Annotated in this window: 13 protein-coding genes; 3 read left to right on the top strand and 10 right to left on the bottom strand. The window is 74.0% G+C overall.

The window, feature by feature from the left end; genetic code table 11:
* The first annotated feature begins 193 nt into the window (after positions 1-193).
* Positions 194-952: a peptidylprolyl isomerase gene (locus KSK32_RS21830; protein ID WP_216932872.1), complete on the top strand. Its 759-nt coding sequence runs from the start codon at positions 194-196 to the stop codon at positions 950-952.
* Between the two features lie 70 nt (positions 953-1,022).
* Positions 1,023-2,000, top strand: a complete 978-nt coding sequence (locus KSK32_RS21835) for a DUF2804 domain-containing protein (RefSeq protein ID WP_216932873.1) — start codon at positions 1,023-1,025, stop codon at positions 1,998-2,000.
* A gap of 44 nt (positions 2,001-2,044) precedes the next feature.
* On the opposite strand, the gene KSK32_RS34220 is transcribed toward KSK32_RS21835, so the two are convergent.
* The 10 genes from KSK32_RS34220 to KSK32_RS21880 form a co-directional block, all read right to left on the bottom strand.
* Entirely contained in the window at positions 2,045-2,179 is a 135-nt protein-coding gene (locus tag KSK32_RS34220; RefSeq protein ID WP_256451501.1) for a hypothetical protein, read from the bottom strand.
* Between the two features lie 166 nt (positions 2,180-2,345).
* Positions 2,346-4,607 (bottom strand): catalase, encoded by a 2,262-nt coding sequence (locus KSK32_RS21840; RefSeq protein ID WP_216932874.1) that lies wholly within the window; start codon positions 4,605-4,607, stop codon positions 2,346-2,348.
* A gap of 92 nt (positions 4,608-4,699) precedes the next feature.
* Positions 4,700-5,362 carry a 4'-phosphopantetheinyl transferase gene (locus tag KSK32_RS21845; RefSeq protein ID WP_216932875.1) on the bottom strand — a complete coding sequence of 221 codons (663 nt, stop codon included), beginning with the start codon at positions 5,360-5,362 and terminating at the stop codon, positions 4,700-4,702.
* Entirely contained in the window at positions 5,359-6,183 is an 825-nt protein-coding gene (locus KSK32_RS21850; RefSeq protein WP_216932876.1) for a metallophosphoesterase, read from the bottom strand. Before KSK32_RS21850 ends, KSK32_RS21845 begins: the two co-directional genes overlap by 4 nt.
* Positions 6,155-6,499 (bottom strand): hypothetical protein, encoded by a 345-nt coding sequence (locus KSK32_RS21855; RefSeq protein WP_254187144.1) that lies wholly within the window; start codon positions 6,497-6,499, stop codon positions 6,155-6,157. The genes KSK32_RS21850 and KSK32_RS21855 overlap by 29 nt, the downstream gene beginning before the upstream one ends.
* Positions 6,500-6,665: 166 nt before the next feature.
* On the bottom strand, positions 6,666-7,040 hold the full coding sequence (locus tag KSK32_RS21860) for a hypothetical protein (protein WP_216932877.1): 375 nt from the start codon (positions 7,038-7,040) through the stop codon (positions 6,666-6,668).
* 117 nt (positions 7,041-7,157) lie between these two features.
* Complete coding sequence (locus KSK32_RS34385; protein ID WP_216932878.1) at positions 7,158-8,627, bottom strand: hypothetical protein; 1,470 nt, start codon at positions 8,625-8,627, stop codon at positions 7,158-7,160.
* A 136-nt stretch (positions 8,628-8,763) separates the two neighbouring features.
* Positions 8,764-9,726: an anti-sigma factor RsbA family regulatory protein gene (locus tag KSK32_RS21870; protein ID WP_216932879.1), complete on the bottom strand. Its 963-nt coding sequence runs from the start codon at positions 9,724-9,726 to the stop codon at positions 8,764-8,766.
* A complete protein-coding gene (locus KSK32_RS21875) occupies positions 9,723-10,550 on the bottom strand; it encodes an MEDS domain-containing protein (protein ID WP_216932880.1) in 828 nt (275 codons plus the stop codon). Before KSK32_RS21875 ends, KSK32_RS21870 begins: the two co-directional genes overlap by 4 nt.
* Before the next feature lie 23 nt (positions 10,551-10,573).
* The gene (locus KSK32_RS21880) at positions 10,574-11,683 is read right to left on the bottom strand and encodes a hypothetical protein (protein WP_216932881.1); all 1,110 of its coding nucleotides are present in this window, start codon (positions 11,681-11,683) and stop codon (positions 10,574-10,576) included.
* 186 nt (positions 11,684-11,869) lie between these two features.
* Between KSK32_RS21880 and KSK32_RS21885 the strand changes: the two genes are divergently transcribed.
* A complete protein-coding gene (locus KSK32_RS21885) occupies positions 11,870-12,331 on the top strand; it encodes a GNAT family N-acetyltransferase (protein WP_289256359.1) in 462 nt (153 codons plus the stop codon).
* Positions 12,332-12,419 lie beyond the last annotated feature (88 nt).

Consider the following 12,419-nt stretch of genomic DNA (forward strand, 5'->3'; position numbering starts at 1 on the left):
GGCGGGAGACGGCAGGCGGCGAGGGCCTGCGGGCGGGGATGCGATCCGTCAGAACGTCATGCCGATCACCTTCTCGGAAGCAGGCGCGGGCCGGCAACCGACTTTCGACCCGCCGGAGCGCCCGCGTCGACATCGGGTGACCCGATCCATAGACTCCGGTCGTTCTGGTACCACGAGTCCAGGGAGGACCACCGTGTCGAGCGAGACCCGAACGCACGCCGCCCTACCCCTGCTGGCCCGCCTCGCCGGGGTGAGCGTGGCCGCCGCCACGATCGTCGCCGCCGCAGGTGTCGCCGCGACCGCGGCGCCCGCCGCCGACCCCGCGCCGACCAAGGGGCCGTGCGCGTACACGCCCACGCCGGACGAGCCGGCCGCCCGGCCGGTACCGCTGCCGCCGGACCCGCGGCGGACGCCGGACCGGGGCACGGTGCGGGTCACGCTGCGCACCAACCAGGGGCCGATCGGGCTGACGCTGGACCGCGAGCAGGCGCCGTGCACGGTGCAGAGCTTCCTGCACCTGGTCCGGAAGCGCTTCTACGACCGGACGCCCTGCCACCGGCTCACCGCGTACCCGACGCTGACGGTCCTCCAGTGCGGCGACCCGTCCGGCACCGGCGAGGGTGGCCCGGGCTACCACTACCGCGACGAGCTGCCCACCGACCTGCCGCCCGCGCCGACCGACCCGACCGGCGTGCGCCGCCTGTACGCGCGCGGCACGCTCGCCATGGCCAACGCCGGTCCGGACACCAACGGCAGCCAGTTCTTCCTGGTGCAGGCCGACTCGGCGCTGCGCCCCAACTACACCGTGTTCGGTCAGGTCGACGCGTCCGGGCTGGCCACGCTGGACCGGATCTCGGCCGGCGGCATCGCGCCCACCCCTGAGGATCCGGCTCCGGTCGACGGCGCCCCGGCGGTGCCGGTGGAGATCTGCCGCGCCAAGCGGGGCCGCTGACGCGACGGCCCGGCGGGACGGCCGCCCAGGCCGCCCGCCGGGCCCCCGCCGTCGCCGGTAGCCTGCGGCGATGACGCATGAGCGGGAGATCACCGAGCCGGTCGACCTGTGCCGGCCGGACGGGCGGCTGAACCCGGACGCGGTCGGCTGGAGCCGCCGGCCGCTGCACCGGGCGAACCTGCGCGGCTGGGGCCGGGCCAAGCGGTGGGAGCACTGGGGCGTGGTCACCCCGACCCACATCCTCGGCCTGGTCGCGTCGTCGCTGGACTACGCCGGGGTGCAGAGTCTCTACCTGCTCGACCGGCGCACCGGCCGGGAGACCACGGTGGAGGCGGTGGTGCCGTTCGCCCGGGGCACTGTGCTGCCGCCGGTCAGCGGCTCCGGTGCGGTCCGCGCCCGGGGCGGGAAGCTGACAGTCGCCGTCGACCAGGGCCCGGACGGCAGCACGGTGCGGGCCACCGCGCCCGGCGTCGAGGTGGACCTGACCGTGCCGCTGCCGCCGGGGCACGAGTCGCTCGGCGTGGTGGTCCCGTGGAGCACCCGCCGGTTCCAGTACACGGTCAAGGACATCGGCCGGCCGGTCCACGGCACGATCACGGTGGACGGTACGGCGTACCCGGTGGGGGAGGGGTCGTACGCGGCGCTCGACCACGGCCGGGGCAAGTGGCGGTACGCGGTGCGGTGGAACTGGGCGGCGGGCAGCGGACCGGGCCGGGCGATCCAGCTCGGCGGCACGTGGACCGACGGCACCGGCTCGACCGAGAACGCGGTGTTCGTCGACGGGCGGCTGCACAAGATCGGCGCGGAACTGGCCTGGGAGTACGACCGCACCGACTGGCTGCGGCCGTGGCGGATCACCGGCGACCGGGTGGACGTGACGTTCCACCCGTTCCACGAGCGGGTGGCCCGCACCAATCTGGTCGTGCTGGCCGGGGAGACGCATCAGTGCTTCGGGCACTTCACCGGCTGGGCGGCGACCGGCGACGGGGAGCGCGTGGATCTGGACGGCCTGGTCGGCTGGGCCGAGGAGGCCCGCAACCGCTGGTGAGACCGGTCCCCGCCGGGCCGGGCCGCCCGGCGGGGAGGCCCCGATCAGGCCGGCAGCCGCCAGACCTGGTTGGCGCCTCCGAAGCAGCCCCAGATCTGCGACCGGGTGAGCGTCGCGGCGGTGGTGGCCAGCGCGAGCGCACCGGTGGCGAGGCGCCGCCGGAGGTGAGGTCTGGGCATCGAGGGCCTTCCCGGGGACGGGGGCGGATTGGGGGTCTTCCTCAAGGTGGCCCAAATATCAAAGAGTATCAACTAAGGCGTTAACGACAATCGTCGATGAGTGACCGGCGGTGTACGCACAGCGTGGGGCGGCCCCGTCCGGGACCGCCCCACGCGCGACTCGGGCTCAGGCGACCGAGGCCGGGAACCTCTCCCAGACCCGGTGCGCCGCCATCAGCCGCTGCACCTCGGTGAGCACCTCGGCCCCGGAGCCACCGGTCACCACGCCCGGCGTGCCCGTCACACCGGCCTGGTGCAGCACCTCGGCGCCCGCGCCCCAGGCGCCGATCGCCTTGGCGTGCCGCCACGCCTCCTCGACCAGCAGCAGCACCCGCGGGTCGACGGTGGGGGAGCCCGCAGCGCCCGCCTTGGCGTCGCGGGCCGGCAGCGCGTCCGGCGCCGGGGCCGGTGCGCCCGCCAGCAGCACCGCGTCGAACTCGACCGAGCGGCCGGTGGCGAACGTGCGCTGCACCGGCAGCCCGTCGACGGTGCCGCCGTGCGCGGCGATCAGCAGCGGCACCATGCCGGCGTCGAACACCGCCCGGCGTACCTCGTGCACGTCGCCCAGGTCGCCCTGGGCGTCGACCACGATGCCGACCATCCGGCCGTCGGCCGGCCACTCCCGGCCCACCTGGGACAGTGCCGGGCTGGGCTGCACCTCCGCCGGCGGCACGGTGGGCTGCGGCACGGGCAGGCCCAGGCCGGTCGCGACCTGCTCGCACAGCACCGGGTCGACGTTGGCCAGGCACTGGAGCTGCCGCTCCTTGATCGCCTGGTGGTAGCACTTGCCCAGCTCGAACGTGTACGCCCGGATGATGTGCTCCTTCTCCACCGGTGACATGCTCTGCCAGAACAGGCGTACCTGGCTGTAGTGGTCGTCGAAGGACGCCGGCGCGGCCCGCACCTTCGGCGCCTCGGCCACCGTCACCGGCGTGTCCACGAACGCGTGCTCCCGGTCACCGGCCGGGAACGGGTTGCCGCCGTCGAGCGAGTTGGGCCGGTACGGCGCCACGCCCGCGTGCACCGCGTGCTGGTGGAAGCCGTCACGCAGCATGTCGTTGACGTCGGCGTGCGGCCGGTTGATCGGGATCTGGGTGAAGTTCGGCCCGCCCAGACGGGTGAGCTGCGTGTCCACGTACGAGAACAGCCGACCCTGCATCAGCGGGTCGTTCGTGACGTCGATGCCCGGCGGCAGGTGCCCGACGTGGAACGCCACCTGCTCGACCTCGGCGAAGTAGTTGGTCGGCGTCTTGTTCAGGGTGAGCGTGCCGATCGGCTGCACCGGCGCCAGTTCCTCCGGCACGATCTTCGTCGGGTCGAGCAGGTCGACCCCGGCGAACGTCTCCTCCGGCGTGTCCGGGAAGACCTGGATGCCCAGCTCCCACTCCGGGTACGCGCCGGCCTCGATCGCGTCGTACAGGTCGCGGCGGTGGAAGTCCGGGTCCATGCCGCTGATCAGCTGGGCCTCCTCCCACTCCAGGGAGTGCACGCCGAGCTTCGGCTTCCAGTGGAACTTGACCAGCACCGTCGCCCCGGCCTCGTCGACCAGGCGGAACGTGTGCACGCCGAAGCCCTCCATGGTCCGGTAGGACCGCGGGATGCCCCGGTCGGACATGTTCCAGATGGTGTGGTGCTGCGCCTCGGTGTGCAGCGAGACGAAGTCCCAGAACGTGTCGTGCGCGCTCTGCGCCTGCGGGATCTCCCGGTCCGGGTGCGGCTTGCCGGCGTGGATGACGTCCGGGAACTTGATCGCGTCCTGGATGAAGAACACCGGGATGTTGTTGCCCACCAGGTCGAACGTGCCCTCGTCGGTGTAGAACTTGGTGGCGAAGCCACGGGTGTCGCGGACCGTGTCCGCCGACCCGCGCGATCCCAGCACCGTGGAGAAGCGGACGAAGACCGGCGTCTCGCGGCCCTTCTTCAGGAACCCGGCCCGGGTGACCTTCTCCGCCGCGCCGTTGGCGACGAAGACGCCGTGCGCGCCCGCGCCCCGGGCGTGCACCACCCGCTCCGGAATCCGCTCGTGGTCGAAGTGGGTGATCTTCTCCCGCAGGTGGTGGTCCTGGAGCAGGACCGGGCCGCGCGGACCGGCCTTGAGTGAGTGGTCGGTGTCGCGCAGCCGGGCCCCGTTGGCGGTGGTGAGGTACGCGCCCTGCTGCCCCTTGGCGATCTTCGGCACGCCGGTCTCGGCGCCGGTCGGGGTCCGGGTGTCCGGCGCGCCCTGCTCGTCCTTGGGCGGCAGCGGCCCGTGCGGCGTGGTCGGCTCCTCCAACGACGGCGGTGCGCTGCCGGGAGCGCCCGGCACGTCCGGAGTCAGCGCGTCGCCGACCTTCTCGACGGCGGCTTCGACGACACCCTTGACGATCTGGGTGGGCTTGCTGGATTCCATCAGGACCTGTCCTCCTACAGCGAAATGTCCAGGCCCCTTCGGCCCTACCCTCGCTCGGGGCGGGCAAACCGGAACAATCGCGGTATCGCCGGTCACTGCCGGTGCGGCACGACCACGGCGGTGAGCAGCAGCCCGCCGGCGACCAGCCAGCGGCCGTCCAGGACGTCCAGCGCCGGGCCGCCGTCGGTGCGGGTGCCGTCGACCAGGATCCGGGCGGTGAACCGGCCGGACCGGTCGAACGTCAGCTCCGCCTCCTCGAATCCGAGCCAGCGCCCGGTCAGCGGATACCACGCCTTGTAGACCGACTCCTTGGCGCTGAACAGCAGCCGGTCCCAGTGCGTCGCCGGGTCGGCGGCGCGCAGCGCGGCCAGCCGGTCCGGCTCGCCCGCGGTGAGGACCACGCCCGCCACCCCGTCGGGCAGCGGCTCGTGCGGCTCCGCGTCGATGCCCAGCCCGGCCAGCGCGCCGGCCGGTGCCACCGCCGCCGCCCGGTAGCCGGTGCAGTGCGTGATGCTGCCCACCACGCCGTCCGGCCAGACCGGCTCCCGCCGGGGGCCGGGCCGGATCGGTGCCGGCGCATACCCGAGGCAGGCCAGCGCCTCCCGCGCGCAGCGGCGAGCCGTGACGAACTCCTGGCGGCGGGCGGCCACCGCGCGCGCCACCAGGTCCTCCTCGCCCGGGTACGGCGCCTCGTCCGGCACGTCGGTGAACGCCTCGACGGCCGGCGTCCCGGCCGGCAGCAGTACCTCGATCATCCGAGGATCCGCTTCATCGGTGCCGGTACGCCGCCGCGGCGCCGCCACTCGCGCGGGTAACCCAGCGACACCTCCTCGAACCGCACGCCGTCGTAGTGCGTGGTGCGCGGGATGTGCAGATGGCCGTATACCGCGACGGCGGCACGGTGACGCACGTGCCAGTCAGCCGTCTGATCGGTGCCGCACCACTGTGCGAACTCCGGGAACCAGAGCACCTCGGTGGGCTGCCGCACCAGCGGCCAGTGGGTGACCAGCACTGTGGGCAGCGCCGGATCGGTGGCCTCCAGCCGCCGCCCGGTAACCGCCAGCCTCGCCGCGCACCAGGACTCCCGGTCCGGGTACGGATCGGGGTGCAGCAGCATCTCGTCGGTGCACACCACACCGGCGTCGTACGCCGCGCGCAGCGACTCCTCCTTCGTCGTGGTGCCGGGCGCGCGGAACGAGTAGTCGTAGAGCAGGAACAGCGGCGCCACGGTGACCGGCCCGCCCGCGCCCCGCCACACCTGATAGTCGTCCTCCGGGGTCAGCACGCCCAGCTCACGGCACATCGCCACCAGCGCGTCGTAGCGGGCCACCCCGCGCAGCGTCACCGGGTCGTTGGGGTGGGTCCACAGTTCGTGGTTGCCCGGCGCCCACACCACCCGCGCGAACCGGTCGCGCAGCAGCCGCAGCGTCCGCTCCACGTCGGCGAAGACCTCGCCGACGTCGCCGGCCACGATCAGCCAGTCGTCCGCCGTCTGCGGCCGCAGGCCGTCGACCACCGTGCGGTTCTCCGCGTACGACACGTGGAGGTCACTGACCGCGTACAGCGCACCCGTCACCCGGCCGATCCTGCCAGCGGCGGTCGCCGATGACCAGGCGCGGACCGGTGCGGGTCCGCCGCCCGGTCAGCCGACCCTCGCTGGTCACCTCGTGGAGCGCGCGCAGCACCTCCCGGATCACGCCCGCCTCGGCGGCGGAGTGCCCCGCGTCCGGCACGATCCGCAGCGTCGCCTCCGGCCACCGGCGGGCCAGGTCGAACGCGGACACCGGCGGGCAGCACAGGTCGTAGCGGCCGTTGACGATCACGGCGGGCAGGTGCCGGATCCGGTCCACCCCGTCGAGCAACTGGCCCTCGGCGAGGAAGCCGCCGTGCACCGCGTAGTGCGACAGGATCCGGGCGACAGGCAGCGCGTGGTCGTCGGCGGTGAAGTGGGCGAGCAGCTCCGGGTCGGGCCGCAGCGACGAGTTGACCGCCTCCCACCGCCCCCAGGCCGGTCATCCCGGGTCATTCTGCCCGCCGCGGTCCCGCTCGGCCGCCCGGTCAGCAGGCGACGTTGCCGCCGAGGTTGTCCAGCAGCGCGTCGGCGACCCAGCCGGACCTGCCGGTGGTGACGTCCCGCAGGTAGGTCCACGTGTAGGTGGTGTGGCCGTTCGCGGTCACCCGGTCGCCGCTGCCGAAGCAGTGGAAGTCGACTGTGTGGCTGAGCTGCCCGTACCCGACCGAGCCGCAGCTGGTGTGCGGGCCGGTGCGGATGTTGACGTTCGTGGCGTTGAAGAGCTGGCCGAACTTGCTGTCCACGTTGGAGTGCGAGTGACTGCACCCGGCGCTGGCCGGTCCGGCCGTGCCGGCCACCACGGCGCCCGCCGAGGCGACGGTCAGGACCACGGCGGCGCCGATCGAGGAAATCTTCCGCATACCCGTCAACCCCCGGATAAAGATCGAGATGCACCAGCAGATCGATCCAAATATTTGCATATAGCAAGGTCGATGGGCAAGGCGGCGCCGCCGGCCCGGACCGGCGGCGCCGATCGCTCAGGCGGTGGCCGGCACGCCGTTGTCGGTACCCGTGGTCTCCGCCTCCGGCACCCCGCGCGGGGCCGGCGTGCGGACCGCGAACGCGTCGAAGCTCGGCCCGTCCAGCCGCTCGACGAAGGGCTCCACGGCGGGCGGCTCCGACCGGTCCGGCTCGATCGCGTCCGGCCCGGTCCGCCCGTCGACGGCCCGGGGCGTCACCTCGGCCGGAACGGTGATCGGCGGGCGCGCCGCCACCTGCGGGTACTCGGCGGTCTCCCCGCCGCCCGCGGCGGCCGCCATGACCGCCGCCGCAGCCAGGTCGGCGACCCGCTTGGCCTCCCGCTGCACCCGGGCCCGGGTCTCCTTGGCGTGCTGCTCGGCCAGGTCCGCCGCGCGCCGCGCCTCGTCGAGCCGCTTGCTCTCCGCGGTCAGCTCCCGGCGTACGCCGACCAGCCGCTCCTCCACCTCCGCGCCGGTCCGCTCGATGGTGGCGATCTCCCGGCGGGTGTCCTCCAGCTGCCGGGAAACCGTCTCCAGCTCCGACTTGAGCTGGGTCAGCGTCTCCTGCCGCTGCTGGATCTCCCGCTGCACACCGGCGAGCTGCTCCTGGTGCGCCGCCGTCTCCTCGTCGGCCCGCTCCCGGACCTCGGTCGCGTACTGCTGCGCCTCGGCCACCAGCGCGGCGATGTCCTTCTCCGCGGCGGCCGCCCGGTCGGCCAGCTCCTGCTCGGCGGCGGCCCGCCGCTCGTCCAGCTCCTTGGCCATCGTGGCCTGCCACTGGGCCAGCTCCTGCTGGGCCTTGCTGCGGTTGGCCTGGACCTCCTGCTGGATCTGCGTCCGCGCCGCCTTCACCAGCGCCTCGGACGCCGAGCGCGCCTGCTCGACCTGCTGGGCGCTCTGCTCGGTGATCCGCTTCGCCTCCTGCTGGGCCCGGTCGTGCGCGGCCTGACCCTCGACGCGCAGCTTCTCCGCCAGCTCCCGCACCGCGGTCAGCTCCGCCTGCGCGGCGGCCCGCCGCTCCTCGTCCACCCGCTCCTGCTCGCCCCGGCGGGCGGACAGCTCCTCGTCCAGCTCCCGCCGCTCCCGCGCGGCCTGCTCGTGCGCGGCGGCGAGCAGCTTCTCCGCCTGCCCCTGGACCTCCTCCGCGCGCCGGGTGGCCACGTCGGTGATCTGGCCGGCCTGCTTCTCGGCCAGGTCCAGGATCTGGTCGACCATCGGGCCGAGGTCGCGGAACGACGCCCGGTCCACCGACGACGGACGGTCGCGCAGCTCCACCGCCTCGGCCTGCGCCCGCTGCACCTGCGCGGTCAGGTCGCGCACCTGCGCGTACGCCCGGTCCCGCGCGGAGGTCAGCGCGCTCACCTCGGCGTCGACCTGCTCGACGTACCGATCCACCTGACGTTTGTCGTAGCCGCGCAACGCGGGATCGAACCGCGGTCGCGCCGACAGGTCGTCGTGGGGTGCGAACGGCTCGGCACCGTTTGACATGCGCCATCCTCCGTCGGTTCGCCAGCGCCAGGCCGGCGGATGACCGCCCCGCAGGGCACGATGAGGCGCTACGGTACCGCGTCCGCGCGCGGGGCTCGCCCCGCCCCGCCCCGCTGCCCGCCGACCGGCGGCGCGGTCAGACCGGGAAGTGCGGGTTCCCCGCCGTCAGGCGGATGGTGAAGCCGCCCGCGTCCCTGTGGTACGTCACATGGTCGCAACTCTGGTGGCTGATCCACAGGCCCAGCCCGCCGTCGGAGCCGTCGCCCGCCGGCAGCAGCCCGGCGTACGGATCCTTGGGTCCGGTGCCCCGGTCCTGGACGGTCGCCACGATCCGGTCCGGCGCGCGCCACAACCGCAGGCACACCGGCGGCTCACCGTGGCGCAGCGCGTTGCTCACCACCTCGCTGACGGCGATGACCAGCCCGTCGAGGCCGTCGGGTGGAAGCAGGCCACGGTCGGCGGCGTGCACCGCGGCGCGGGCGCGGGCCGGCGTCGGGTCGACCAGCTCGACCAGCGGCGTGGTCCGCTGCACCGGGTCCGCGGGCGCCGGACGGAACTCGGTCAGGTAGCTCGTCGGCTCGGTGTAGAGACCGGCCGCCTCGTGCCCGCCGTCCGGCCGCGCCACCAGCGGATGGGTACGCGCCACGTCGGCGAGCACGTGCGCGGGCGTGCCCCGGCGGTCGTAGGCGCAGATGCCCCAGAGCGGGAAGTCGTCGTAGGCGTGGTTGATCGCCGACTCGTAGCGCGCCCACCAGTCCCAGGTCGCGCCGAGCAGCACCGGAGGCAGCTCGCCGACCATCCGGATCTGCGCCGCCCCCGCCGCCACGTACGAGGCGAGCAGCTCCCGGTAGGAGCGCAGCGCGACGCTGGGCCGGGCGTAGACGTCGGAGACCGGCAGGAACGTGACCTCGGCGCCGGTGGGCAGCGCCTGGCGCACCAGCGCGGCGTTGCGCTCGTCCAGGTTCACCGCCGTCGGCTCGCCGGCCGCGATCCCGTCCAGCAGGAACGGCAGCGTCACCGCCAGCAACTCCTCGTCGGAGTTATAGACGAACGCCTCGTGGAAGTAGCCCACGTGGCCGGAGGCCGCGCCGCTCCTCATCGGACGACCTCCACCCGTACCTCGGCCAGACCGAGCAGGCCGACCAGCCGGGCCGGGGCGCGGCTCGGCGTGCGCAGCACCGCGACGGCGCCGTGCCGGCGGGCGTGGTCGCGCAGGTGCAGCAGGCTGCGGTGGTCGACGAACCGCAGCTCGGCGCCGTCGAACACGAGCCGGCCCGCCACCGGCCGCGGGTCGGCCCGCTCCAGCGCGGCGGCGAATTCCCGGTGGTTGGACGGGTCCAGCTCGCCGGCCAGCGCCACCAGCGAGTCGCCGCCGCCGGCGTGCAGGCGGAACAGCACGTCGGCGTTGGTCTCCGGGTGCAGGCAGGCCAGCTCGGCGATCGCCGCGTCGTCCAGTTGGCGGCGGTCGTAGGCGCAGACCGCCGACATCGGCCGGTGCCGCATCCAGTGGTCGATCCGGTGCTCGTAGCGGGCGAACGCGTCCCGCTGGGCGGTGGTCCGGACCAGGCCGGTCGCCTCGGCCACCACCCGCAGGCCGGTGTGCCCGGCGGTCAGCGCCTCGGTGGTGGCCCGCACGTACGCCCGGACCTGCCGCTCCGGGTCGACGACCTCGTCGTGCCGGTACGCCTCGCCGACGGGAACGAGCCGTAGCGCGTCCCGCCGGCGCGCGGCGTCGACCCCCGGGACGGAGGCCAACCAGCCGGTGACTGTGGCGCGATCCTGCGGACAGACCACCCAGACCTGCTCACCGGCGGCCAGACCGGCAGTGACCTGCTCGACCGCCAGCGTGCGCAGCGCGACCGGGTCGTCGTAGGCGAGGCAGCCGTGTGAGTAGCCCGGGTGCGACCCGCTCCCGCCGGTCAACGACTCCGCCTCATGGGCCCAGTCTATGCCGGGCCCACCTGGAGATCGCGCCAGGCCGTGGCCTCGGGCGGCGGGTCGCCCAGCTCGAACTCGGCCCAGTTGTTCCAGTACGCGATCGCGTCCACGTCGTTCTGCTGGCGCAGCCAGGTGACGTGCTCACGGATCGTCCGCGCCCGGCCCGTGCCGGTGGTGTCCGCGGCGACGCGGCTCAGCCCGTACTCGGGCACCAGGAGCCGGATGCCCGGGTACGCGGCGCGCACCTTGCCGAAGGCCACGCCGAACATGCGGGAGGCGGGCCAGTACGCGGCGGTGTCCCGGGAGTAGCAGTCCACGCCGTAGTGGGTCATGCCCGGGTAACCCCAGTCGGCCGGGTTGCCGCGCCCCTCGTCGAGCCAGTAGCGGGTCACGATCGGCCCGTGCCCGAGCACCCACCGCCGGTTGCGGTGCGCGGCCAGGATCTGTGTCACCCGGCTCGCCGTCGCCCGGTACGTGGCCGGGGCCACGTCGCCCATCGGCTCGTGGTACCAGGTCAGGTAGATCGGGCGGTTCACGCCGTCGAGCCAGCCGGCCAGCTGCTCGACGTCGTCCTTCCAGCTGACGTGCATGACGGCCGAGGGCGCGTCGGCGAACTTGCCGGCGTTCAGCGCGGGCAGCTCCGGCAGCGCGTCCGCGTCCGGGCTGTCCGTGCCGAAGTCGCGCATGTAGCGGATGCCTGGGTAGTCGGCCACCGCCCGCTGGGTCCGGGCACCCTTCTCGGCGCTCATCCCGACCAGCAGCGGCACGGTCAGCGTGGTGGTGCCCGTGCCGGTGCGGCCGGCGCCGTCACGCGCCGTCGCGGTCAGCGTCACCGTGCCCCGGCCGGCCAGCACGGTGACGGTGAAGCGGCCCGGATCGGTGCCGCTCGGTGTGACAGTCACCCCCGGCGAGGCGCCGGCGAGCTGGATCGTCAGGGGGACGCTCAGGTCCACCCGGACCGGGCTGTCCCAGGTGACACCGGTGGGGTCGCTGACCCGGCCGGTGAGCGTCAGCAGCCGTGAGTCGGGGTGGAAGGCGTCGACCCGTACGGTGGTCGACTGCCCGGGCAGCAGGACGGTCTGGTCGGCGGTGACGGAACGGACGACGGGTGCGGCCATGAGGCTCTCCTTCGACGTGCTTCGCTGCCGCTCCAGCCGCACGTCTTCGGGTGGCCAGAATGGCTCTGACCTGCGCTTTTACCAGCTTGCTTCGGTTCGGCCCCGATCGTCAGGGCAGCCGCAGATGGCGCGAAACCCGGTCGCCGCCCCGCTGTCGTGCCCGCATCCTGGACGAATGTCGATATCGTGCGGGACCTGCGCGTACCGGACTGGCCGAGCCTGTGGCCGATGTTGCGGGACATGGGCGTGGGCGACGACTCGCCGGAGGTCCACCGGCTGCGGTTCGCCGCGCTGCTCGCCGACAGCCGGTGGGCCCTGCTCGGCGTCACCGACGCGGGCGGGCTGATCGGATACGCCGCCGCCCAGGACCACGGGCCGCACCTGCGCTCCGGCGACGCGCACCGCACCGTACGCCTGCACGACCTGTACGTCCGGGCGGACCGCCGCCGGGACGGGGTGGGCCGTTCGTTGTTCACCGCGGTCCGCCACCGGGCCGGCGGGCGGGCCCGGCACCTGGAGTGGCAGGCCCACCACGAGCGGGCGGCGCCGTTCTACGAGCGGCTCGGCCACCGGGGCGACAGATGCCCCCAGCCGGACTACCCGACCTTCCTGGTCGACCTCACCGGCACCGACCCCGCCTCCCCCTGACGTGACTCCGGCTCACCTGCGCCGCCCCGCCCAAGATCGACACCGGTTCGGGGAGGTGGCTGCATCAACGGTGGTCTGATGCCACCAT

It is taken from the genome of Micromonospora sp. WMMB482, from assembly GCF_019038635.1.
In the GTDB taxonomy this organism is placed as follows: domain Bacteria; phylum Actinomycetota; class Actinomycetes; order Mycobacteriales; family Micromonosporaceae; genus Micromonospora; species Micromonospora marina.

Bases quoted from the DNA above. Each gene is read 5' to 3' on its own strand.
- KSK32_RS21835 (WP_216932873.1), top strand. From the start codon at position 1,023: ATGACGCATGAGCGGGAGATCACCGAGCCGGTCGACCTGTGCCGGCCG.
- KSK32_RS34220 (WP_256451501.1), bottom strand. From the start codon at position 2,179: ATGCCCAGACCTCACCTCCGGCGGCGCCTCGCCACCGGTGCGCTCGCG.
- KSK32_RS21840 (WP_216932874.1), bottom strand. From the start codon at position 4,607: ATGGAATCCAGCAAGCCCACCCAGATCGTCAAGGGTGTCGTCGAAGCC.
- KSK32_RS21845 (WP_216932875.1), bottom strand. From the start codon at position 5,362: ATGATCGAGGTACTGCTGCCGGCCGGGACGCCGGCCGTCGAGGCGTTC.
- KSK32_RS21860 (WP_216932877.1), bottom strand. From the start codon at position 7,040: ATGCGGAAGATTTCCTCGATCGGCGCCGCCGTGGTCCTGACCGTCGCC.
- KSK32_RS34385 (WP_216932878.1), bottom strand. From the start codon at position 8,627: ATGTCAAACGGTGCCGAGCCGTTCGCACCCCACGACGACCTGTCGGCG.
- KSK32_RS21870 (WP_216932879.1), bottom strand. From the start codon at position 9,726: ATGAGGAGCGGCGCGGCCTCCGGCCACGTGGGCTACTTCCACGAGGCG.
- KSK32_RS21880 (WP_216932881.1), bottom strand. From the start codon at position 11,683: ATGGCCGCACCCGTCGTCCGTTCCGTCACCGCCGACCAGACCGTCCTG.